At 31.6% G+C, this 24,094-nt stretch carries 17 protein-coding genes; 1 reads left to right on the forward strand and 16 read right to left on the reverse strand.

All coding sequences use genetic code 11. The annotated features are described in order from the left end of the window. Positions 1 to 15 precede the first annotated feature (15 nt). A complete protein-coding gene (locus ACUUYC_RS01595) occupies positions 16 to 780 on the forward strand; it encodes a class I SAM-dependent methyltransferase (RefSeq protein ID WP_474263112.1) in 765 nt (254 codons plus the stop codon). A gap of 426 nt (positions 781 to 1,206) precedes the next feature. Here the strand turns inward: ACUUYC_RS01595 and ACUUYC_RS01600 are convergent, their stop codons facing one another. The 16 genes from ACUUYC_RS01600 to ACUUYC_RS01675 form a co-directional block, all read right to left on the reverse strand. Then, positions 1,207 to 1,527 carry a hypothetical protein gene (locus ACUUYC_RS01600; protein ID WP_474263114.1) on the reverse strand — a complete coding sequence of 107 codons (321 nt, stop codon included), beginning with the start codon at positions 1,525 to 1,527 and terminating at the stop codon, positions 1,207 to 1,209. Positions 1,528 to 1,638: 111 nt separating this feature from the next. After that, on the reverse strand, positions 1,639 to 2,265 hold the full coding sequence (locus tag ACUUYC_RS01605) for a T9SS type A sorting domain-containing protein (protein ID WP_474263116.1): 627 nt from the start codon (positions 2,263 to 2,265) through the stop codon (positions 1,639 to 1,641). A 196-nt stretch (positions 2,266 to 2,461) separates the two neighbouring features. Then, positions 2,462 to 4,024 (reverse strand): T9SS type A sorting domain-containing protein, encoded by a 1,563-nt coding sequence (locus tag ACUUYC_RS01610; protein WP_474263118.1) that lies wholly within the window; start codon positions 4,022 to 4,024, stop codon positions 2,462 to 2,464. 155 nt (positions 4,025 to 4,179) lie between these two features. Further along, complete coding sequence (locus ACUUYC_RS01615; protein WP_474263120.1) at positions 4,180 to 5,739, reverse strand: T9SS type A sorting domain-containing protein; 1,560 nt, start codon at positions 5,737 to 5,739, stop codon at positions 4,180 to 4,182. 155 nt (positions 5,740 to 5,894) lie between these two features. Continuing rightward, a complete protein-coding gene (locus ACUUYC_RS01620) occupies positions 5,895 to 6,713 on the reverse strand; it encodes a T9SS type A sorting domain-containing protein (protein WP_474263122.1) in 819 nt (272 codons plus the stop codon). Between the two features lie 22 nt (positions 6,714 to 6,735). Beyond that, positions 6,736 to 9,768, reverse strand: coding sequence for a choice-of-anchor Q domain-containing protein (locus ACUUYC_RS01625; protein ID WP_474263124.1), 3,033 nt, complete (start codon positions 9,766 to 9,768; stop codon positions 6,736 to 6,738). 96 nt (positions 9,769 to 9,864) lie between these two features. Beyond that, positions 9,865 to 10,617, reverse strand: a complete 753-nt coding sequence (locus ACUUYC_RS01630) for a LytR/AlgR family response regulator transcription factor (RefSeq protein WP_474263126.1) — start codon at positions 10,615 to 10,617, stop codon at positions 9,865 to 9,867. 48 nt (positions 10,618 to 10,665) lie between these two features. Next, positions 10,666 to 13,626 (reverse strand): sensor histidine kinase, encoded by a 2,961-nt coding sequence (locus ACUUYC_RS01635; protein ID WP_474263128.1) that lies wholly within the window; start codon positions 13,624 to 13,626, stop codon positions 10,666 to 10,668. Positions 13,627 to 13,748: 122 nt separating this feature from the next. Further along, entirely contained in the window at positions 13,749 to 15,758 is a 2,010-nt protein-coding gene (locus ACUUYC_RS01640) for a tetratricopeptide repeat-containing sensor histidine kinase (protein WP_474263130.1), read from the reverse strand. A 220-nt stretch (positions 15,759 to 15,978) separates the two neighbouring features. Beyond that, positions 15,979 to 17,004: an FAD:protein FMN transferase gene (locus ACUUYC_RS01645; RefSeq protein ID WP_474263132.1), complete on the reverse strand. Its 1,026-nt coding sequence runs from the start codon at positions 17,002 to 17,004 to the stop codon at positions 15,979 to 15,981. Positions 17,005 to 17,007: 3 nt separating this feature from the next. After that, positions 17,008 to 17,370: a Na(+)-translocating NADH-quinone reductase subunit F gene (locus tag ACUUYC_RS01650; RefSeq protein ID WP_474263134.1), complete on the reverse strand. Its 363-nt coding sequence runs from the start codon at positions 17,368 to 17,370 to the stop codon at positions 17,008 to 17,010. Positions 17,371 to 17,663: 293 nt separating this feature from the next. Continuing rightward, positions 17,664 to 20,438, reverse strand: a complete 2,775-nt coding sequence (locus ACUUYC_RS01655) for an alpha/beta hydrolase family protein (protein ID WP_474263136.1) — start codon at positions 20,436 to 20,438, stop codon at positions 17,664 to 17,666. A 145-nt stretch (positions 20,439 to 20,583) separates the two neighbouring features. Next, positions 20,584 to 21,894 (reverse strand): NADH:ubiquinone reductase (Na(+)-transporting) subunit F, encoded by a 1,311-nt coding sequence (gene nqrF / locus ACUUYC_RS01660; RefSeq protein ID WP_474263138.1) that lies wholly within the window; start codon positions 21,892 to 21,894, stop codon positions 20,584 to 20,586. 4 nt (positions 21,895 to 21,898) lie between these two features. Beyond that, positions 21,899 to 22,621, reverse strand: coding sequence for an NADH:ubiquinone reductase (Na(+)-transporting) subunit E (nqrE, locus tag ACUUYC_RS01665; protein ID WP_474263141.1), 723 nt, complete (start codon positions 22,619 to 22,621; stop codon positions 21,899 to 21,901). A 78-nt stretch (positions 22,622 to 22,699) separates the two neighbouring features. Beyond that, entirely contained in the window at positions 22,700 to 23,338 is a 639-nt protein-coding gene (locus ACUUYC_RS01670) for an NADH:ubiquinone reductase (Na(+)-transporting) subunit D (RefSeq protein WP_474263143.1), read from the reverse strand. A 3-nt stretch (positions 23,339 to 23,341) separates the two neighbouring features. Beyond that, positions 23,342 to 24,094 carry a Na(+)-translocating NADH-quinone reductase subunit C gene (locus ACUUYC_RS01675; RefSeq protein ID WP_474263145.1) on the reverse strand — a complete coding sequence of 251 codons (753 nt, stop codon included), beginning with the start codon at positions 24,092 to 24,094 and terminating at the stop codon, positions 23,342 to 23,344.

Raw genomic sequence — 24,094 nt, forward strand, 5'->3', positions numbered from 1 at the left:
CTTGGAGTCATCTTCGTGAAAAACCTTTTTAAATACATACTCAATACGATTCCAAGACCACTTTTAATTAAGATGAGTTATTGGATACGTCCGATTGTTTCTTTTATGTTGAAAGGAACTAAATTTACAGATCCTATTGATGGGAAAAGTTTTCGAACGTTTTTATCGTATGGATATGCAATCAATCGTGAAAATGCATTGTCACCAAGTACATTGTCTTTAGAACGCCATCGATTGTTATGGTTGTATTTACAAAAGGAAACAGATTTCTTCACCAAACCACAGAAAGTATTACATTTTGCACCAGAACAAGCGTTTTATAAACGTTTTCGCAAACAAGAAAACTTAGATTATACTACAACAGATTTGTTTTCACCATTAGCAGATGTAAAAGCAGATATTTGCGATTTACCGTTTGAAGACAATTCGTTTGATACTATTTTGTGCAATCATGTATTGGAACATATTCCAGATGACACAAAAGCGATGCAAGAGTTGTATCGTATTTTGAAACCTAAAGGAATGGCAATTCTTCAGATTCCACAAGATTTAGAACGTGATGTTACTTTTGAAGACGACACAATTACGGATGAAAAAGAACGTACAAAAATTTTTGGTCAATACGATCATGTACGCGTGTACGGTCGTGATTATTTTGATAAACTCAGAAGTATCGGGTTCACTGTAAAAGAAGAAGACTATACTACGAAATTCTCTAAAACAGAACTAGAAAAGTACTGCTTAATGGAAGGTGAAATTATTCCTGTTTGTTTTAAATAGGTATTGAGTTGTTTGTTTTACATTTATGAATATTGAAGATTTAACAGAGTTAGCAACCTATATAATCAAAACAGCGATTCTAGTTGGAATCATGTTTTTACTGTTTACTATATATAATTTTATTGATAAAAAATTCAATGAGTACTTACCTAAATTACCGCACTTTACACTCTATATTCTAATTATAATTATAATCATTTTCTGGATCTTAGTCAAATTAGCAAAGTTTGGTATTATAGAACCGTAAGATATCTCGAATGTGTCACTTTGTGGCTTTTCAAACTAAAGTTTCATTAAACAAAAAAAGAGAATCCTCGAAAAGATTCTCTTTTAAACACTAAAGAAAGTCTTCACTTTCTCCCCTTTTTAATACTAAACTTGTTGGTTGATTATATAGGCTTTTAAAAAATATATTCAATATACTTATTAGTCCATCACTTTTGAAAGTTTCACCGTTTCGCCACACATATCACTTGTAATTTTAAAAATCACATCTCCTTTTTTACCTTTACTTGCCCAATGTACCGTTTTACCAACTTTACAAGAAATACTTGTTTTACTTCCTTTGTTTAAAGTAACATAACCAGTTCCCGTATAGATTGATATTTTGTTTTTTGTATCGTTTATTAATGAAAAACTACTTCCGTAAATTTCCTCTGTGTTTTCAATTGTAGTTATTGAATCTTGTGTAACTTCTGTAAAAGAAAGCATTGCTAATAAACTGATTGCTGTAATTGTTAATTTCATATTGATTGTTATTAAGTTAATTTTATTTAATTAAAAGAACAATCAGGTTGTGTTAGTATCAACCCGATTGTATAATTACCAGAAATGACTAGCAATTGTTGGCTTGGGTTATTATTGTTTGATGAATCTTTTGACAGTTTCAATTCCTTTGGAAGAAGTAATTTTCATAAAATATAATCCTTGTGGCAATGCAGAAATATTTATGCTTTTTGACTTACTTTTTAAGATCTGCTTCCCAAGTAATGTGTGTATCTCAATTTTTGATAGCGAGATTTCTGTTTCTATGCTTACTACATTTTTTACTGGATTAGGATAAATAACTATTTGACGCTCCATTTCTGAAAGTTCTTCAATGTTTAATGTTGTTCCGTCATCTACATCACCATTCATTGCGCTGATAGTTCCCGGACAAGAGCCAGCACTTTGCCAACTTCCAGAGGCTATATCTGGCGGATTTGGAGCTGAAGCTGTTGTACTAAAATATAAAACGCCTGTTGTATAATTTGGCGTATTTATAGGTCCATCATTATCTAGTTGTATTTCCCAGCGTGAGTTTGTATCATTCCAAATGATTCTGATTTCACAAACACCTGCCGGACAACTTTGCCCAAAGTTTAACGGTGTGCTTTCATATGTATTTCTAACTGTTCCAGCATCATTTGTTGTATCTGTAGCACTTAATACAAAATTTTGAGCTCCCAAAACAGATGGACATCCTTGAAATGTAATCTGTGCCATTAGCATACTTGTAAAAAACAAGCATAAAAGAAGTAGTTTTATTTTCATGTGTATAGTTTTCAACATTGAAAGTACTGCATTGTATAAATGATATATTTGGAGACTTTCTGAAAAGTGCTTTTTGATTGCTAAACCGAAAAAATCCTGCAAGTATCATCTGACTTACAGGATTTGTATACTAATTATAAACTATAAGTTATTGTTTGATGAAACGCTTTATTGCGATGTTTCCTGTTTCATCTTCTATTGAAATTAAATACATACCCGATTTTAAGTTAGCAGTATTTAGAGTTTTTGATGTGGATTGCAATACTTTAGTTCCTACAATATTGTAAATAGTTGCTTGCTTTAAATTTTGAGGCATTTCAATATTTAAAACTGATCTTGTTGGGTTTGGATATAAAGACACTGCATTAAATTTAAACTCATCTACACTTAATATTGTTGGACAATTTACATTAAAACTTCCAGTAGGCGGAATATCCCAATTGGAGTTAGGCGTAAAACCAGCATCAATTTGCACACAATCAACAGTACTATTTACTACGTTAAAACGTGTTACGTTACTGTTGTTTCCGTTTGCCATATTTATGGCTGTAATAGCTGTAGTGTGCGCTTTAAAATCTACAAGAACTGTGAGCATACTTAAATCTAAGATGCCCGAAATACCAGTTTGTTCTATAAGTAATTGTGTGATTTTTGTGTTTTGAGACACATCAATACTTGTCAGTGAAGAATTCCCAAAAGCCTGTAAACCTGTTATTTCAGTAAAAACTTCAATTCCTGTTAAATCTTGAATATTTAAATTTGAAACTGAAATAGCACCTGTATAAGCAATTGCTTCCGTACATTGTATTCCTGTATCTCCGTTAGTATTAATTGCTGAGTTATTGACTAAATAGTTTTTAAAATTCACATCGGGAATGTATACATTTCCACTACATATTGCAGCACAATTAGCGCTATAAGTAGCTGTTGCATCTTTAGACCAACCACTATAACCACTAGGCGGTGTATATCCTGCATCAATTTGAATACAATTTAAATTTGGATTGCCGTAAAGCAAAACATTAGTCATATTTGTATTGTTTGTATTAGCAATATTTGCGCTTGTCAAATTACAGTTATACGCAGAAATATAGGTAACATTTGTGTTTTGAGAAAGATCTAAATTGGCTAGTGATGAATCTTGAGTCCAATACGTTTCTAATAAAGTATTTGACGAAAAATCTATTGTAGTTATTAAAGTTAGTGATGTGTCTAAAAACTTTAATGCTACATTTTGAGTGATATTTAATATAGTGACATCATTACGTCTTATCGTCAAATTTTCTAGATTTAGATTTAAACTAACATCTATCGTCGTCAGTTGATTTCTTTCTAAGTCAACTGTTATTAGATTTATATTTTGAGATAAATCAAGTGTTGTTAACTGATTCCTGTCTAAATATAAAACTTCTAACGCGGTATTTTGAGTAAGGTTTACGCTTACAATATCATTTCCACTCGCCCTGAGTTCCGTAAGATTCGTAAATGCTTCTATTCCTGTTAAATCTAGAACGCCTCCAGCGCTAGTTAAATCTATTCCTCCAGTAAAAGCAGCAGCTTCACTAGTTTGTATTTCGACATCTCCGTTTGTATTAATCGCAGAATTATTGACTAAATAATTTTTAAAATTTGCATTCGGAATAGTTACATTCTGTGCGTTTGCGTATGCTACTACAATTAGGAATAATAAGGGAAGTAATTTTGTTTTCATGTATCAAGGTTTTATAGTTTTAAAGTGTAAAATTAGTTGTTGTTACTAGTGAAAATTTAGTTAGTTTCCGAAAGCCTTTTATCGACTTCTAAACCAAAAAAAATCCTGCAAGCATGATAACTTGTAGGATTTATACAACAATATAAAATTATAAACTATTGCTTGATAAAACGTTTGATTGCTACGCTTCCTGTTTCATCTTTTATTGAAATTAAATACATCCCTGATTTTAAGTTAGCAATATTTAAAGTTTTTGATGTAGACTGAAATACTTTAGCTCCTACTATATTATAAATAGTTACTTGCTTTAAATTTTGAGGCATTTCAATGTTTAAAACTGATGTTACAGGGTTTGGGTAAAGCTTTATTTCATTCTTACTTAATTCGAAATCAGATACGCTTAATGTAGCATCAAACTCATACACTCCAATATCAATAGTTGTATTTACAATTCTTTGATTACCTGCTAAGTCTGTTGTTATACTTGATGGAAGCCAAGAGTTATATCCTGCATTTATAGCTGGTGAAGTTGTTTGCAATGTAAAGTCGTTATTTACTGGATCTGTCAATAGAGGATCCGCAGTTTGATTATTATTCAACTGAGTTGAACCACCATTATTATAATTAGAAAAACCATCCTCATCAATACAATGAGTTAGTTGCAAAGAGGTTATTCTTCTGTCATTTCCTCCATTAATAGCTATAGATGTATTATTGTTTGCATCTATATTATTAAAGAATATATTATTATTTATAAAACCTTGATGTGTAGTAAAGGTTGTATTGTATTTAATTAAATCTAATGGCCCTCTTATGGTACTAGGAGACGTACCACTATCTATATTATTTACAAAAGTTGAATTGCTAATACGCGTATCAATGTATGATGTTATTGATAATGGCGCCGCATATAAAACGCTTCCAGATATGCCTGTAACAATGGTATTTGAAGGTACATCTAATCGGTCAGCTGTTTTGTTATTACTAAACAAACAATTGTAAACTCTTAAATTTAATTGCGTATTAGCGCTGCGATGTGTAAAATAACCAACGCCTCCTATGCGACTTAGATTGTTATCAAATTTTGTGTTTTCAAAAAGCACTGTTGCATTCGAAGTATAAAAAGCTGAAATATTTCCTCCATTGTAACTTACATTGTTTTTTATTTCACAATTTTTTAATGTAAATCCACTCGTAAATGTGTCTTGTCCGTTTCCAACTTGTATTGCAGCTCCAAATCTACCTGAGCCAGAGGATTGATTTGCATGACCATTATTTATTTGAAGTCCGTCAATACTAATATTGCTAGCATTTATTTTTACGACACTTATAGAGTTATCAGTTCTTGTAGCATTATTAAAACTTATAATGTTATCATCATTACCATTAATATCTCCAGATAGTATCGTTACGTTATTTCTAAAGTCTCTTTGAGTTAATTGAATTTCTGTACCGTTAAAACCACCATAAAGAGTAAGGTTAATTGTATTTATATTAAATGACTCTGTATTTGAATTTGTACTTGGCTTGTATACACCTTGTGCTATCCAAATTTCATCTCCATCGTTGGCATTTGCTAAAGCATCTTGTAAATCGGTGTAGGCGTCAGTCCAAGAACTACCATCATCTATTCCTGTTGCGTTAGTATCTACATACGTTTGAGAAAAAGAATAAGTACTTAGAAGTACTAATAATAAAAGTAATCGTATTTTCATAGTATCTGTTTTATATTTTGTGAAGCGAAACTACTTGTTGCTTCTCGAAAAAAAGTTAAGCAGTTTCCGAAAGTCTTTTTTCAATTTCTAATTAAAAAAAAACCTGCAAGTATGTTTAGCACTTACAGGATTTATACAATAATGTAAACTATAAATTATTGCTTGATAAAACGTTTAGTGATTTCTGCGCCTTTATCTGAAGTAATTTTTAAAATATACATTCCTGAAGAAAGATGAGAAACATCTATTTTCATTGCTGTTGTTGTTAGCATTTCTTTCCCCAATAGATTATAGATTGAAACATTTTCTACGTTTGCATTTGTTTGAATATTGATAATTCCTATTGTTGGATTCGGATAGATTTTTACATCATCTTCTAAAAGTTGAACATCAGTTGTACTTAATGTTGCAAAGGTAAACGTACTCATTCCTGAAACTGCCGCTGCGTTAGGATCAACTACATTTACAAATTGTGCTGATCCGTTATCAATCATATCTGCTTGCATAAACGATTTTAAAGGTGTAACTGTATTTGCTAATGCTGAGTTGTTTTCTAAAATTTTCAATTCCCCATTTACTGGATTACCATTTACTGTGAATGTAAACATGTTTGAATTTGCAGCTGCAGATGGCGCTGATAACGATGCAGGACTCCCTAAGGTTTCTGTAACTAAGTATCCATCAATAGTTGGCATTGCTACATTAGTTCCATCAAAAAATGTAACACTCGCAGCTCCTCCTAATGAAGATGCTGTCGTAATGGTAACACCATCAGGAAGTATTAATGTAAATCCGTAACTCTGCACCGAAGTAGCAAAATTATTAGCACTTGCATTAGGCACTGCTTGAACTGTAAAACTATAGCCGCCATTGTGCTGTAAAGTATATGTATATCCATCTTGAGCATTTACACTGTTTGAAAACAACGTAAATAAAGCGACAATAAGGGTTATTTTTAAAGTGATATTTTTCATAATATAATTATTGATCTATTAATTAGTTTTCTGGTAATTGTTCTTGAATTTGGTATGTACTAAAGTTTAAGAAATTCCCTGGATGTGCTAATACATTTTGAAGAATGAAAGGTGTATCTGGTGTAGTTCCTGTGTATTGTATGTTACCATCCATGTTTACATCTAAAGCACTGTAGCCAGTAACAACATAGGTTGGGAAATTTAAGAAATTTCCAGAATCATTTAATACTTCCGATAAGAGACTTGGTGCATCAGGTGTTGTTCCAGAATACTGTACTATTATGTCTCCATTTACGTTTCCAGACCACATTCCAACCAAACCGCTTGGCATTCCAAAAGTAGTTTGCGCATTCGTCCCAAAAGTAATTTGATTATTTGCATCTGTAAAGTCTACTACTGTAGTTGTCCCACTTAAACTCATAGCAGTATTTGTCATAACGCCTAAATGGTTTCTATGTTTAAGCACTATATAATAATTACCAGCAGCCTGATTAAAGACTAAAGAAGAAGTTCCGTCTACTCCAACAACATTACCATCACGTTGCAATAATGCTGATTGCGAATCTACAACAGTAGTATTTGTGGTAGCGTCTCTTAACTCTACCCAAACCCAATCTACAATAGCATCATTTCCTGTTATTGTATAGACAGAAGCATTACAAGTTGCTCCATCTGCATAAGGCGATGTTGTTGGCAAGTTATTTCCAACTCTTAAATTATCGTTCATATTTCCTCCACTAGCGCTTAACATTGCGCCTTGTAAATATACACTTGGCGATATAATAATTCCTGCACTATATTCGTAAGCTCCCATGTCTACTGTAGTATTGGAAATTCTTTGATTTCTTACTATATCTAAAGTTCCTGTTACATACGAATTGTCTCCTGTATCTATTGCTGGCGATCCTACTGTCAAAGTATAATCTGAATTAACAGCATCAACAAACATAGGATTAGCACTTATACCATTGGTTACGTTTGCCGCATTTACTTGAGAAAATCCGTCTTCATCTATAGAATTAAAAACATCTGTTGTTGGTGCAGTCGTTATACCTCCCGAAATAAATTTCGATGTATTTCCACCTACAGTCGTATTGTTATAAAATATTGAATTATAAATATCTGCAGAAGTCGAAGATGGTGTTCCTCCGTTACTAATTGTTCTTTCCAAAACGATGGTAGCTCTATTAAAGTTGTTGTATCCTGTAGTAGTCCCTAAATCTTGATTGTTTACAAACGTAGAGTTACGAACATTTAAAATAACAGTGTCATAAACGTCAGATTTTAACCAAATACTACTTCCTGCTTGTCCATTACCTTCTACATTTGTAGCTATATTTTTTTCGAATAAAGAATTTAAAACATTTACCGTTGTTGTCGTTTGAGAAAGACAATAAAAAGCACCTCCACGACTATAGTTGTTTCTAAAAATGCAGCGAGAAATAGTTATTGAGCCAACTTGTCCGCCTCCTACTCTCGTATCTACAACTCTATTTATACCACTGTTATTTTCTATAATACAGTCTACTAATGTAAATGCTCTAGTTATTGCTCCTTTCGTGATGGCAGCTCCTCGGTTATAAACTCCTGTTCCATTCGCATTACCGCTTGTAATTGTCAATCTTTCTAATTGAATTCCTACATTAAGAGAGTTTACAGTTGAGTTTGTAACTAGAACACGATAACTATTATCTGCTCTTAACGCATTAGAAGTATCTATGTTGGCATCATCATTTCCATTTAAATCTCCAGATAAAATGGTTTCGTTTGTACCATACACTCTATCATTTACAGAAGTTTCTGTTCCTGCAAAGCCACCTATTACATTAATTCTTGAACTTATAGTAAATGCGATGGTTCTATCTCCATTAGCAGTTGTAGGTTTATATGTTCCTCCTACTAACCAAACAGATTCGTTTATTCTTGAATCATCTAAAGCTGTCTGTAAATCTGTAAATGCATTACTCCAACTCGTTCCTGTGTTTAGACCAGTTGCGGCTGGATTTACATAGACAATTCCTGTAGGTCTATTCGTTTTAAAGCCTACTGCTTCAGACCAAGCTGTTGTTACCGAACAAATTTCTCTGATGTAAACTTCATATTCTAAATTAGATTCTAATCCTGTTATAACATGACTACTAGTAACGTTATTAACAATTGTTGCGTTAGAAAACGGTTCACCCTGAACATGATACGCTACATCATACGTACCAGTATCATTTATATTTACAGTGGCGCCATCATTCGTAATAGAAGTTACCGAAAGTATGGAAGCGTCTGGTTTTTGACAATAATTACCAAAATCTATAATGCTTTCTACTTGCGCTTGTGTTAAAGCTTGAGAATAAATCAATAAGTTATCTATTTCGCCTCCAAACTTATTAGCTGCTGGCATATTTCCTGCTCTATTATTTCCTAGCACAACATTTCCATCAATACTATTATATGATGTTGTTACGTTTGTTGAGTTATTGTTTACTCTTGGATTTACAACATCTTCAACACCATCAACTTTAATACTTATAACCCCATATGTATCAGTATATGTAAAATCATAATAATAATCTATATGTACATTTATATTATGCCATTCTCCATCTGATATTGTTGTAGTATGATCATTAGCAAATTCTAAAAGATTAGAACCAAATCTTAAAGTAGCTCGCACTCCTATTACTCCATTTCTTAAATACACAAAATAGCCATCATAATCTGAGTCTGTATCATCTGCTCTATCTGAATCTTCAATAATAGTTCTTCTATTAGCATCATCTATAGTTGTTTTTATCCAAAAATTATATTCAACGACGTCGTTATTAGGAAAATCTACATTTATTCTGCTAGCGTCTCCAAATACTAAGCGTGCTGACGCACCTGTAGTTCCAAATCTATCTGGTGAATATAACATCAAGCCATTAGCAGTCATATTGACACCATTGGCTTGGTCTGTTAAGTCGCCATTAAATTCATACGCACCTACCAAATTTGTTATGGGGTATTGCGCAAATGCAATGCTTGTGATTAGAAGAAAAATTGAGAGGAATTTTGTTTTCATTATAGTATAATTTATAGTTTATGAAAGCAAAAGTATTTAGCTATCTACCTATATATTATTCTATCTTCCGAATGTTCATTTTGGACTTCCGAATGGTTACCCTATATTTTGAACAATAGCTAAAAACTCTTCTTTTTTGTCTTTAGATATGGAAACTGTTTCATTATTGTCCATCACAATATAACCGCCATCTTTTTTGATGTATTCTTTTATGTATTTTAGATTAATCAAGTATGAACGATGTGGTCTGTAGAATGTTTTTATTTTTTCTAATAAGGATACAAAATGCTTTAGTGGTTTACTGACCAATATTTCAGATTCGTTCGTAGTTGTGATTTTCGTGTACATACCATCTGCTTCCAGCAGAATGATTTCATTGAAGTCTACAAATTTGAATCCATCAGAGAAAGGCAATCCTATTTTATTAAAATTGGAAGATGCCAAGCTTTTTTTGAGCTCTTCTAATTTTGTGTTTATTTGTGATTTTCCAATGTGTTTTAGCGCTTTTTCAACCGATTCTTGTACTTGTGTTGCGCGAACAGGTTTCAATAGGTAATCAATAGCAGAAAGTTGAAAAGCTTTGATTGCATATTCGCTATACGCCGTTGTGAAAATGATTTCAAAATTGAAATTGTCTTTTTCTATAAAATCTAAGATTTCCAAACCAGAGTGTTGCGGCATTTCAATGTCTAAAAACACTATTTTTGGCTGTTCTTTTTTGATGAGTTCAATTCCTGAAAGCAAATCTTCTGCTTCAAATATTTCAGTAATCTTAGGACAATTCTCCGAAATTAGAATGCGAAGTAAGTTTCTTGCTTTACGTTCATCATCTATTATAATTACTTTCATGCGTTTCTTTTTTTAATATCCTGCTGTTATTATTTCCCCTTAGTTTCTCTACTCTATACTAGAAGTTGGAATTATGATACTCACTTTTGTTCCCTTAGCGTTTTTCGTTTCTTCTTCATATAAATCTTCTATCGTAACTCCTATCGGTTTTTCTTTTCCATGATTGAGTAAGTCTAATCGATCTTTCGTCACTTGCGTACCTAGTGATTCGTATGATGTATCTTTTCTCGCTTTTATTTCAAGTGCTTTTTCCCTTCCAATACCATTATCTTCTATCGTACAAATGATCATTCCTTTTTCTTCAGAAGGTTTTAATTCAATTGTAAGTATGCGGTTATTTTTTTTATGAAGTAATCCGTGTTTTAGTGCATTTTCAACATAGGGTTGAATTAACATTGTTGGAATCATGCAGATATCAGAATCTATATTACGAACGTGAATGAAATAGTTTAATTTATCCTCAAAACGTAATTGTTCTAACTCCAAATACATTTCCAAACAATCTATTTCATCTTGTACTGAAATCGCTCCTTTGTTACTGTGATTTAGATAGGTGCGAATTAAATCGGCAAATTTCCCTAAATAATCACTTGCGAGATTTTTTTTGTTTAGTATGATATATTCCTGAATTGAGTTTAGCGCATTAAATATAAAATGCGGATTCATTTGTGAACGTAAGTTTTCAAGTTTTAGAAATACTAATTCACGCTCTTGTGCTAGTTTTTCTAATTCTTTATTTTTTTGTTTTTCACGTTTTATTAGAATGCTTTTGTAATACAGAATAATCAATAATAGAATAGCAAAGACTACACTAATAATGAACCATGCTTTTTTCCAGAATGGACTTTCAATTGCGAGTTTTAATGTCAAAATTTCTGATTCCTTTTTTGACATGGTAGATATTGCTTTTACTTGAAATGTATAATTTCCAACTGGCAAACTATTGTATTTTACAAAGTCTACTCCTAGACCTACTGGAATCCAATTGTCATTGAATCCAACTAAACGACTTTGATATTTTATATTTTCTTTTGACGCAAATCCATTAGAATTGAAGTTTATTTTGATAGCGTTTTGATCGTATGGCAAATTATATTTTTGCTGAAGTAGTGTATCTTTTTCATTAATTTGAACATCTGTGAAGTATAACTCAGGCTTAGCCCCAACTTTAAATACACTTTTTTTATCTACACTAAAAACACCTTTGTTTGAAGAAAAAACAACGATGTCATTAAATATCTCAATTCCCGTAATTAGATAGGTTAAAATTCCTCCATTTTTAGATAGTGTTTCAAACGTTTCTTCCTTTGTATCTAATAATTGAATTCCTTTATCGGTAACGATCCATAAGTTATTTCCGTCACCTTTGATTTGCTGTGTTTGATTAGAGGCGAGTCCATTTGCTGTTGTGTAATTTTTCACAACACTATCATTCTTTATTCCATAGATTCCATTTTTGAATGTAGAAACCCAAATAGTGCCATCAACAGTTTGCGTGCTATGTATTGCAAATATGGATTTATCACCATTCTTTATAGCTTTTGCCTTAAGATCCTTGTCATATACTGTAAAATCATCAACATAGGATATGTAATTTTTTTTAGTAATACTGTCGTGATATCCCGTGTATGCTCTTTTCACATTTGAAGAATGATCTTTTTCCGTATAAAAATATTTAAGGTCTTTTTTATTACTAACAATTACTGCACCTGCATAACTTGTATGGAAAAAAGTATTTGCATCTATGAGAGACATGCTCCATCTATTAACAAACTTACTACTAGTAACTAACTCGTTTGTTTCTAGGTTAAAAACATAGCTTCTATTGTGCTGACTTATATACAGTTCCTTCTTATACTTATTGTATAATGCACTAGTAATTTTAGTGCTTGTTTCAAGTTTTATAAAGTCTATTTTTTGATTTTTTATGTTATATAACCCAGCTTTACCATCAGTCGTTCCAAAGAAAAATGTGTGATCATTTATTTTCTCTATACAGGTAACATGTGCTATTTCTGCTGGAAAATCATATTGTTTAATATTAATATTTGGCACTACAAAAACACCATTTCGAAGCGTTGACATCCAGTAGTTTTTATTTCTATCTATGACAATTTTAGAAACATATTCTTTTTTAAAATATCTAGTCTGATATGTAAATTTTTCGTCTTCAAATGTATAACTCCAAATGCCTTCATCAGTACTAAATAAAACAGCATTTTTATTAGATAGAATTGTTACAATATGATTTGACTTAATACCTTCTGGCAGCGTTATTTCTTTTATTTTTCCTGTATTAATATCAAAATATATTAAATAGTTTAATTCATAAGATCTAAAGAGAACATATAATTGATCTTTAATACTAACAACTCTAGCTTTTCCGTCTATGTATTTATAAGGACTATTTTTTCCATATAATGGAATTCTTGTTTTGATTTCTTGATTTTCATCCAACAGCACAATATCTTTTCCTATTGTAAGATATATATTGTTCTCATATTCACAAGGAACACCTAACGCGCTTATTTCTAAATCATTGCTATTATCAACTAATTTTAGTTCTACTTCCTTTGTTTCTAATGAAACTTTATACAGTTTTCGCGATCCAAATATTAACAGATGTGTTTCCGTTACTATGAAATGTCCTAATTGACCATTTTCGAGCTTCCCTAAATCAAAAAATGTTATTAACTGATCGTTTTCTACATAGAAAAATTGTCCTGAGATATTGGAGCACCAAATTCTTCCTTTACTATCTTCTATTGGATCAAAAACGGAAAGTCCTCTTTTTTCTGTATTTGTGTAGTGTTTAAATTCTTTTCCGTCATATCGATAGAATCCTTTATCAGCTGCCAACCAAATAAAGCCTTTACTGTCTTCCATCATATTATAAAACTCAATATCAGGCAATCCGTCTTTTTCTGAGAATTGCATGTATACTGGATCTTGCGCATTTAGAAAAATCGCAAATAACAGCACAAATATGTTAAGTATATATTTTTTCACTTCTTTAAATTAGGGCTATCAAAATTACAATTTTAAAAATCATGTTTTAAAAAACTTTTGTAGAACGCTTGTATTAACTTCTAAGTATCAAAAAATTAAGTAATAATGATCTTTTAGAGCTTCTAAAGTAATGAATATACAGAAGGATCACTTTTCGCAAGTGGTATACTGATGGTTACTTTTGTCCCTTTTGGCACTTCATTTTCATATAAATCCTCTATCTGAACACCTATTAAATTTTCCTTTCCATAGTTCAACAAATCTAATCTTTCTTGGGTTACTTTCGTTCCAAACGATTGATGCATTCTATTATTCATGGCTTTTATTTCTAATGCTTTTTTTCTTCCAATACCATTATCTTCAACTACACATATAATATTATCTTCTTCAATAGCTTTTGATAATGATACTGTCAATTTTCGATTATTTGTTTTATGTAATAATCCGTGTTTTAATGCATTTTCAATATATGGTTGAATTAACATTGTTGGAATTAATGCAGTACTTATATTTATATCGTCAGTAACATCAATTGAATACGCTATTTTTTCCTCAAACCTTAACTCTTCTAATTCTAAGTACATTTCTAAGCACTTTAATTCTTCTTCTACAGGAATCAACCCTTTACTACTATGATTTAAGTATGTTCTAATTAAATCGGCAAATTTACCCAAGTAATCACTTGCTAAGTTTTTCTTGTTGAGAATAATGTACGCTTGAATAGAGTTTAATGCATTGAATATAAAATGTGGATTCATCTGTGCTTTTAATGCTTTTAGCTCAGAATCTCGGTATTTCTTTTCTATGTCAAGTCGCTTTTTTGTTTCTTCAAGCTTTATCAATATAAGCTCGGTATTTTTTTTCGCTTTCGTTTTACTGAGGTAAAATATTGATAATAATATTATAAAAGCTGCCAATACTAATGCTCCAATAAACCGATTTCTATTTTTTTGATTTTCTAAAGTTGCAATCTTTGCTGTTTGTTCCGCAATGCCTTTTTCCTTTTCAATTTTTTCAGTTTTATATAAGGCTTCATAGTTTGCAATTTCTTTTTGTTTCTCTATATTTAGTATTGAATCTTTAATCCTTGCTTGCTTTTTAGCAAAATCTAATGATTTTTTATAGTCGCCTTTATCTTCATAAAGCGCTGAAAGCATTTCATAATTATACCACAAAGAGTTTATATTATTCCCATTTTCAAGCAATGCATTCGACTTTAACAAAAAGTATTCTGCTTCTTTATATTTTTTCAACTTCGTTAAATTGTTTCCAATATTGTTATAACTCTTCTGAATTCCATGTTCACTTTTTAAAGTAGTATAATTTTCAAGCGCTTTTTTAAAGTAGACATCTGCCAATTCATGATTTTTCTTTTTTTCATATATCGCGCCTATGTTCGTATATAAATTTGCCATGCTTCGTGGCTTTTCCATTAGCTTTAAAGCTTCTTTGGCATATTTCAAAGCTTCTTCTAATAGGTTTTGTTTTGTTTTAATTCCGACAAGATTTATACAGACAGCTCCTAACATTCTTTTCTTTGTCTTAGCTAGCGAATCGTTGTATACTTCCTCAAGATATTTTGCAGCATTTCCCCAATCTTTCATTGCTGTATAAACTCCGCTTAAATTTATTTTGACTGCTAACAAATTATACTTTGTTTTCATTCCTTGACGTTCATAGAAACCAAGTACATCATTAAAAATACTAATTGATTCTGAAAAATTCCCTTGTGCTTTTAACACATTTGCTTTCGACATTTTAGCGGCTATAATTCCTGATGAATCTTTAATTTGTTGAAACATTTTTATAGCATTGTCGTATTGTACAATTGCAGAATCTAATTGTCCTTTTTTACGATAATAAACTCCAAGTTCTCTTGTTGCTATTGCTTTTTGCTTTATACTATTTTTTTGCTCGCTTGCATTTAAGTTTAATGCCCTATTTATTATATAGTAATGTAATTCAGGATTACTATTTCTATAGTAACTCATCAGTTTATCAGATTTAACTAATCTGAGCGAATCGTTTTCTAGTTTAGAAAATACATTTTCTAAACTATCTATTTCCTTTTGTTGAGAAAATCCTAACTGAACAAAACATATAATAATGTATACTAAGGATTTATAGTTCATATGCTGTAATTATAACATACAAATTTCCTGTTTTTATTTACGAAACTTCTATTTTACCTTCTGAATACATCAAATGAACTGTTAAAAGTAACTTCTGACTATGTGAAGTAGTTATATTTAATGAAAAAGTGATTCCGTATAACTAAAAAACAGCCTTCAGTTTTTAGAAAACCAAAGGCTGTTACTTTATAAAATTTAAAATGTTTATTTGCTTAGCAAACTACTCTTTAATGATTAGGTCTTGAAATCCTTTTGTAATATATTTTTGAATATTTCCATACTGATCTCTACTTACTATGTATGCATCAACTTCAGGAAGTTTACTTAATAATTCTTTTGTATTTTCATATGGCATTACCATAAATGCAGTTGCATATGCATCCGCTTTCATACAGCTTTCTGCAATAACAGAAACACTTAAAACGTTATTTTTCATTGGATATCCCGTTTTTGCATTTAGGATATGTACGTAATGATCTCCAGTTTCTGGATCAACTCTAAATTTTCTGTAATTACCAGAAGTTGCCATTGCACTGTTTTCCAATGTTATTAATTCTATATATTGACGTTCATCGCTGTCTTGAACAGGACTATCTATAGCAACTGTCCATTTCTTAACTTTCTTGGTGTTTTTCCCTTTTGTTAAGATTTCTCCACCAACTTCAATGATATAGTTTTTAACACCTTTTTCATCAAACATTTTTCCAATTAAATCAATAGCATATCCTTTTCCTAGTGCATTGAAATCAAATGTAATTGATGGATGTTCTTTTATTACTTTTCCATCATTTGTAACACTTACTTTATCAAAACCTGTAAATGTCATAATACTATCTACTTGTCGTTGATTAAGGTTGTTAATTGGTTTTTCTGGACCAAATCCCCATGCATTCACTAATGCTCCTACACTAGGATCAAAGAAGCCATCAGTTTTTTCATAAACTTCTCTTGAAAAGTTATATACCATTTTGAAGTAATCATCAGTAATTACATCTTTTTCCCCTCGATTGATACGTGAAATATCGGAAGTTGGTAAGTATGCAGAAATTGATTGATTTACCTCATGAAATACATTTTCTATTTCATTTTGATAATCATCATTTCCATTTAAAATTTCATATTGAATCGCATACGTTGTTCCTAAGGCGAAACCTTGATTTGTACGCATCATAACACCTTCTGGTTTTGCACAGGATGTTACTAAAAAAGCTATACACATGTATAGGGGTAATGTAATTGCCTTCATTTGTTATGTTATTTGTATTAAACCATCATAATCTAATATGTATGGTTGATTTTTGATTACATCTTCTAAAGGATTGTCTGCGTTACCAAGTCCAACGCCAGCAAAGAACAATTCGGCTTCAAACTTTTCGACATGTTGTTTAAATGTTTCCATCCAAATAGCGTCATATTCTTTTGGATCTTCTGGATATGTAACAGCTTTTACAAGTACAAATTTCTTTTTATTGTTTTTGTCAATACAAACAAATTGCGGATGCTTATTGAGTTTGCTATTTACCGCTAAGAATTCGTATCCTCTTGTTTCCAATTCTTTTCCTACGATATTCATCGCAAGATTATGCAATTCTTGTTTTGTTAGCTTTTCCATAGTGTACATGAATACCATACTAACATGAGCGAAAGTATTGGTTACAATAGTGCATTTTATATTTTAGGTTCACTTTTTAATGAATATCGATAAAATACATTTTTCATCGAACAAGTGCACTTTTAAGTATTTATATTACAAAATATTACTATTTACACAAAGGTAATTGCTACTAAACTATATTCCGAATTTTATGTAATTTAATCACATAAATACATTCGTATCGTTTTATATAGTAAGAGGTTATTATTAAAACTTTCTTGAAGTCATTTTTAACACAAAAAAAGTATGTTTTACGGTTTTCCTTCCTCTAAGTCATATCCAAAGTTAATACCTTTTTGCGAACGCGGCACTCCTTTTGTCATCCATAAAGGTGCTCGCGCATCTTTTAAGTAATGATCAAAAAACTGCATCATTCTAATAGAAAGGTCTTGCTTATTTTTCATTTTTCGAAGATTATGACTTTCCTTATTGTATACTAATAACCAAGCAGGTTTTTGCAGTCTACGCATTCCCATAAATAATTCAATTCCTTGATAATATGGAACAGCGCCATCATTATCATTATGCATTATTAGTAGCGGCGTTTGCACATTAGGCAAGCTAAATAAAGGAGAACTTTCTACGTATTGATCAAATCCTTCCCATAATGTTTTACCGATACGACTTTGCGTTTTTTCATACTGAAACATACGACTAAGTCCTGAAGACCAACGAATTCCTCCGTATGCGGAAGTCATATTACTTACCGGAGCTCCAGCCATTGCGGCTTTGAATTTATTTGTTTTTGTTATTAGATATGCTACTTGATATCCGCCCCAGCTTTGTCCTTGCAATGCCATACGATTACTGTCTACATATCCTTTCTTTTCCATAGCTTCTACTCCAGAAATTACACAGTTATAAGCATCTTTCCCTGGTTGTCCTGTTTTGTAAACAATGTCTGGAACAAACATGATATAGTCGTTACTTGTAAGATATGATGGATTTACAATAGATGCGCTTGGCTGAGGAGCTCTGTATTTATTCATTGCGCCTGAGCTTCTTTCGTAAAAATATACGATCATTGGATACTTTTTTGAAGGATCAAAATCTTCTGGTTTGTATACAACACCTTCAAGTTTTACACCATCAAATGCTTTCCAAGAAACAAGTTCAGAAGTTCCCCATTTGAAGTCTTTTTGATGTGGATTTACATCTGTGATTCTTTTATGTGTATCAAAATTATCTGTAGTTATATGCAAATCTCCAAATTCTGTAAAGCTAGCTTTTCTAAATACAACAACATTCTTTGATTCCGCTTTTATGAAACTTAACATTGTATTTGCAGCTGGCTTTATTTTTTCAATCAGTTTCCCATTATCTAATAAATAAATACCATTAGCTTTTAGCTTTTCATCAAAAGCAGCCAAGAATAACTTGTTATCAACATATCCAGCAAGCCAAGCATTTTCTCTATTAAACCTTCTTGTTCTGAATACAATTTTATTCTTTCTACCAATTTTTGTAATATTTTCGGGTTTAGTTTTCCCATCTACAGAAACTTTCCAGATGTCATATTTATCATTAAATAATATATTTCCTTCATTATCCAAACCACCAGAAAAGTATGGGTCAGCCACTGTAGGTTGATCATGATCTTCATCATCAAGTGCAACATTAATGTCTTTGGTTAGATTATGTTTTTGAAAAGTTTCTAAATTTATAGACATCCAATCTTTAAGATCATAATCAAAGTACACACCATACTTTCCGTCAATCGACATATCAACTCTTGTAATCGTTTTCTCGAGCAACAAACGCTTCCTACCAGTTTCTAAATCAATTACATAGTAATCACTTTTCCAAGGCAATGACCAAGTTTCTATTTGATATGGTGTTTCATCAATTCCAAACGCATATTTACTAGTGTATTTATCGTAGACATACACTTGATCTATGATATCATCTTGGAGTTGCACATACCTTCTATCTTTTAGATCAAAATAGTAAAGTCGTACATCTTCTTCTAAATTTTTTGCTAGTACTTTTTGTCGTGGCTGTGTTATTTTATCTTGCCAATTCCAAACATCTACTTGCGGAATTTCATCATCAATGAGTGTTGTATCTTTTTTGTGTTTACTTTTTATTTTTGAATAAAAATATAATCTCTTCCCATTTTCTGAGAAATAAGGACCACTTTTCCCGCTTAATGTTTGGTTTTTTCCTAAGCGTAATTCTTCATTTTCAACTAACGGAAGTAGCGTATTTTCTTTGTACACAAACAACTTCAATGGAACTGAATCTGTTTTTGCAGAATCTCTTTCAGCAACATATGTGAGTTGATTTCCTTGTTTATTTACGCTAAGTTTTGTGTAATTGTATAATGAAGTATCTATAGTCTTTCGAGTTTGAGCAGCAACGTTATACACATAGACTCCGTGTGCTTTTTTAGCATTCTTTTTATTTTTTGTAGTGTAATAAAAAGTTGTTCCTTGTTCGGGTATGACAAAATCTTTTATATCAAAAATAGTATCTTGACGCTTAGTTTTTAAGTGATATATAAGAACATAATTATTTTTCCAAGCAGGTAAACTATCTCCTTTTATAGAATCCTTTTTATTTTTGAATTTTTCGATAACAATATAGTCACTATTCTTTTTTGGTAAACGGTATTTTTTTACTCTATGTATAGAATCGTGCAATGTGTTATTAGTAGCATCATAAATGTACAGAACATCTTTTGCTTTATCTTTATCTTTGGTTTTATCTTTTTTTTCAGCTCTTTTTTTAGCATAATCAGCTGATTTTTTAAAAACTACAAAATTTTCATCTTGCGATATAGCACTTGAAACACCATTGAAATAATTTACTTTTTTTTGTGTTTCCGTATTATAAATTTGAAGATATCCATCTCCTCTAGTAGTTGCTGTCCCAATACTAGTAACAATCAACTTTCCAGTATTTGAAACCTTTGTATTATTTATTTTTTTCCATAAATCATAGTCATCATGCGTAATTGCTTTTTTTTGGGCGAAGGTGATTCCTATGGTTAAACAACAAATTAGTAATAGTATTTTATGCGTCATTATATTGGTTGAATATTTAATAATTAAATATAACTAGATTATTCTTTTTAACTAGCATTTTCTACCATCTTAACAGAATTTCTGACAAAAAAAAGATCGTTTACTGAGTAAACGATCTTTTTTAGTATATTTTGAATAGTTATTTCTATCCTCCAAAGTCATCAAACCTGATATGTTCATCTGGAATTCCGAAGTCTTCTCCCATTTTTTGAACAGCTTGGTTCATTAATGGTGGACCACAAAAATATAATTCTATATCTTCTGGTGATTCATGGTGATTTAAGTAGTTATCAATTACACAATTGTGCACAAATCCTACGAAACCATCACCTTCGTCATTGATATCTTTTTTCACTTTCCAATTATCTTCTTCTAATGGCTCAGATAATGCTAAGTAGAACTTAAAGTTTGGAAATTCTTTTTCTAACTCATAGAAATGATCTAAGTAGAATAATTCACGTTTAGAACGTCCTCCGTACCAATATGTAACTTGACGACCTGTTCTTAATGTTTTGAATAAGTGATACAAGTGTGAACGCATTGGCGCCATACCTGCTCCACCACCAACATATAACATTTCAGATTCAGATTCATTGATGAAGAATTCACCGTAAGGTCCTGAAATTATTACTTTGTCTCCTGGTTTTTGTGCGAATATATAAGATGATGCTACTCCTGGATTTACTTCCATCCAAGCATTTTTAGCTCTGTCCCATGGTGGTGTTGCAATACGAACGTTTAGCATAATTTCACGTCCTTCCGCTGGGAAAGAAGCCATTGAGTATGCACGTTCTACCGTTTCATTGTTTTTCATCACTAAAGGCCATAAACCAAATTTATCCCATTCTTTTTGGAATTTGTCTGGAGTTTCATGTTCTTCAGGATGCGCAGTGATATCCATATCACTATATTTTATTTCGCATTGCGGAATTTCAATTTGAATATATCCACCTGCTTTATAACCCATATCTTCTGGGATTTCCACTACAAATTCCTTAATAAAAGAGGCAACATTATAGTTACGCACAACTGTAGCTTCCCATTTTTTAATTCCAAATATTTCTTCTGGAATTGTAATGTTCATGTCTTGCTTTACTTTTACCTGACAAGCTAAACGTGCTCCATGTTTTAATTCTTTTCTTGAGAAATGAGGAACTTCTGTTGGCAATGCTTCTCCACCACCAGAATTTACATGACATTCACATTGAATACATGTTCCACCACCACCACAAGCAGATGGTAAAAATATTTTTTCTCCTCCTAAAGTAGTTAAAAGTGTACTTCCTGAAGCTACTTCTATTTCACGCTCACCATTAATTGTAATTTTTACAGGTCCTGACGGCGATAATTTTTGCTTTACAAATAGCAATAGAGAAACCAATACTAAAGTGATTAGTAAAAAGGCTGCTACGGTTGCTACTACTGTTCCTAATGGATTTACTGCTAATATTATCATAATGTTACTCAATTACTTTTGTATTGTTAGCGATTTCCCTTGTAGTACTGTTATCGTTTACAGTTTCAATCTGAGCTGTTTTTTCTTTCTTGTCTCCTTCTTCTTCATCTCCACCTGTTAACATTCCTCCAAAGCTCATAAATCCAATTGCCATTAAACCAGTAATGATAAATGTAATTCCTAAACCTCTTAATGCTGGTGGCACGTTAGAGTATCTAATTTTTTCACGAATAGCTGCAATTGCTAAAATTGCTAAGAACCATCCGATTCCTGAACCAATTCCGTATGTAGTTGCCAAACCTAAGGTTGCAATTTCTCTTGATTGCATAAATAATGATCCTCCTAAGATTGCACAGTTTACGGCAATTAATGGTAAAAAGATACCCAGTGAGTTGTATAATGACGGAGAAAACTTCTCTACAATAATTTCTACCAATTGTACCATAGTTGCAATGGTTGCAATAAACATGATAAATGATAAGAAACTAAGATCATAACTTGCATATTCTTCTCCTAACCAAGATAAGGCTCCAGGCTGTAAGATATATTGATCTAATAACCAGTTTAACGGAACTGTAATCGCAAGTACAAATATAACTGCGGCTCCAAGTCCAACGGCTGTGGTTACTTTTTTAGATACGGCTAGGTACGAACACATTCCTAAGAACGTTGCGAATACCATGTTATCTATGAATATTGATTTGAAAAATAATTCTATATGTTCCATATGTTTTTAGTATTGAGTTTTGAGTAATTAGTATTGAGAACTCTCAATTCTCACAACTAACATCTCACTACTATTTTTTTAGTCTTCTATTAAAGCTTTGTTTCTTGTACGTTGTATCCAAATGATAATCCCTACTACGATTAATGCCATTGGCGATAACAACATGAAACCGTTATTTTCATATCCATAAGCGTATAATCCTGAAAGTTCACCTGGAATTGGATTTCCTAATACAGGATATCCTAATAACGTTCCAGAGCCTAATAACTCTCTAAAGAAACCTACTATAATTAAGATAACTGCATATCCTAATGAATTTCCAATTCCGTCTAAGAATGCTCTCCATGGACCATTACCCAAAGCAAATGCTTCAAAACGCCCCATAATGATACAGTTTGTAATAATTAATCCAACAAATACAGAAAGTGTTTTACTTAGCTCATAAGCAAAAGCCTTAAGCACTAAATCCACAATAATTACAAGTGTTGCAACAACGATTAGTTGTACAATAATTCTAATTTTTGAAGGAATAATATTTCTCATTAATGAGATTATCACGTTTCCTATTGCCAATACAAACAATACAGATATAGACATTACAATAGAAGCTTCTAGTTCTGCTGTAATTGCCAATGCTGAACAAATACCTAATACTTGAATTGTAATTGGGTTATTGTCTGCTAATGGGTCTAATATTAATTTACTATCTTTTCCCATGACTTATTTGTTGTTTTTTAAGTTTTGAAAATATGGTAAGTACAACTTCAAATCTATTCTGATCATCGCTGTAACTCCATCACCTGTAATTGTTGCTCCTGCAATAGCATCAACTTCGTTATCTGTTTTGTCCACGTTTTTAGGATCTGCATTTCCTTTAGCCACAACGATTCCTTTGAAGTTTCCATTTTCATTTAACAAATGCTCTCCAATAAAATCATCCATAAAGAAACGTTGTTTAATATTTGCTCCTAAACCTGGTGTTTCTCCTTTGTGATCAAAATACGCTCCTTGTACAATCATGTTTTCATCTAAAGAAACATATCCCCAAATTGCATCCCAAAGTCCTTTCCCTCTAATTGGTGCGATATAAAATGTTTTCCCATCTTTCTCTCCAACGAATAATGGTAGCCTTCTTGTTTTTCCAGCTTTAGCTTTCGCTTGTTCTTTTTTTACATCTATAAGATACGCTGTAGTATCTTCAGCTACATTTCCATTTTCAATTACAAGCTGCTGCTTAATGTATTGACTAAACAACTTAGGTGCTTCATCTGTAGAAACAAATGTAGCACTTGTTCCTTCATTATTATTTACGCCCATTGCATACAAAATATTCTGCTGCTTTTCTAAACGCTTATTTTCATCAATCTTTTCTTTTGTAGCTACAAAAATTCCAGAAAGTAAAATTCCGACAACCAATACCATTCCAATGGCAAATATTACGGTATATGAGTTTTTATCTGTTCTCTTTTCCAT

Source organism: Kordia sp. E (assembly GCF_056033805.1).

What these genes read in the sequence shown, in the direction of transcription:
- ACUUYC_RS01600 (WP_474263114.1), bottom strand. Translation starts at nt 1,527, where the DNA reads ATGAAATTAACAATTACAGCAATCAGTTTATTAGCAATGCTTTCTTTT.
- ACUUYC_RS01605 (WP_474263116.1), bottom strand. Translation starts at nt 2,265, where the DNA reads ATGGCACAGATTACATTTCAAGGATGTCCATCTGTTTTGGGAGCTCAA.
- ACUUYC_RS01610 (WP_474263118.1), bottom strand. Translation starts at nt 4,024, where the DNA reads ATGAAAACAAAATTACTTCCCTTATTATTCCTAATTGTAGTAGCATAC.
- ACUUYC_RS01615 (WP_474263120.1), bottom strand. Translation starts at nt 5,739, where the DNA reads ATGAAAATACGATTACTTTTATTATTAGTACTTCTAAGTACTTATTCT.
- ACUUYC_RS01620 (WP_474263122.1), bottom strand. Translation starts at nt 6,713, where the DNA reads ATGAAAAATATCACTTTAAAAATAACCCTTATTGTCGCTTTATTTACG.
- ACUUYC_RS01625 (WP_474263124.1), bottom strand. Translation starts at nt 9,768, where the DNA reads ATGAAAACAAAATTCCTCTCAATTTTTCTTCTAATCACAAGCATTGCA.
- ACUUYC_RS01630 (WP_474263126.1), bottom strand. Translation starts at nt 10,617, where the DNA reads ATGAAAGTAATTATAATAGATGATGAACGTAAAGCAAGAAACTTACTT.
- ACUUYC_RS01640 (WP_474263130.1), bottom strand. Translation starts at nt 15,758, where the DNA reads ATGAACTATAAATCCTTAGTATACATTATTATATGTTTTGTTCAGTTA.
- ACUUYC_RS01645 (WP_474263132.1), bottom strand. Translation starts at nt 17,004, where the DNA reads ATGAAGGCAATTACATTACCCCTATACATGTGTATAGCTTTTTTAGTA.
- ACUUYC_RS01650 (WP_474263134.1), bottom strand. Translation starts at nt 17,370, where the DNA reads ATGGAAAAGCTAACAAAACAAGAATTGCATAATCTTGCGATGAATATC.
- ACUUYC_RS01655 (WP_474263136.1), bottom strand. Translation starts at nt 20,438, where the DNA reads ATGACGCATAAAATACTATTACTAATTTGTTGTTTAACCATAGGAATC.
- nqrF (WP_474263138.1), bottom strand. Translation starts at nt 21,894, where the DNA reads ATGATAATATTAGCAGTAAATCCATTAGGAACAGTAGTAGCAACCGTA.
- nqrE (WP_474263141.1), bottom strand. Translation starts at nt 22,621, where the DNA reads ATGGAACATATAGAATTATTTTTCAAATCAATATTCATAGATAACATG.
- ACUUYC_RS01670 (WP_474263143.1), bottom strand. Translation starts at nt 23,338, where the DNA reads ATGGGAAAAGATAGTAAATTAATATTAGACCCATTAGCAGACAATAAC.
- ACUUYC_RS01675 (WP_474263145.1), bottom strand. Translation starts at nt 24,094, where the DNA reads ATGGAAAAGAGAACAGATAAAAACTCATATACCGTAATATTTGCCATT.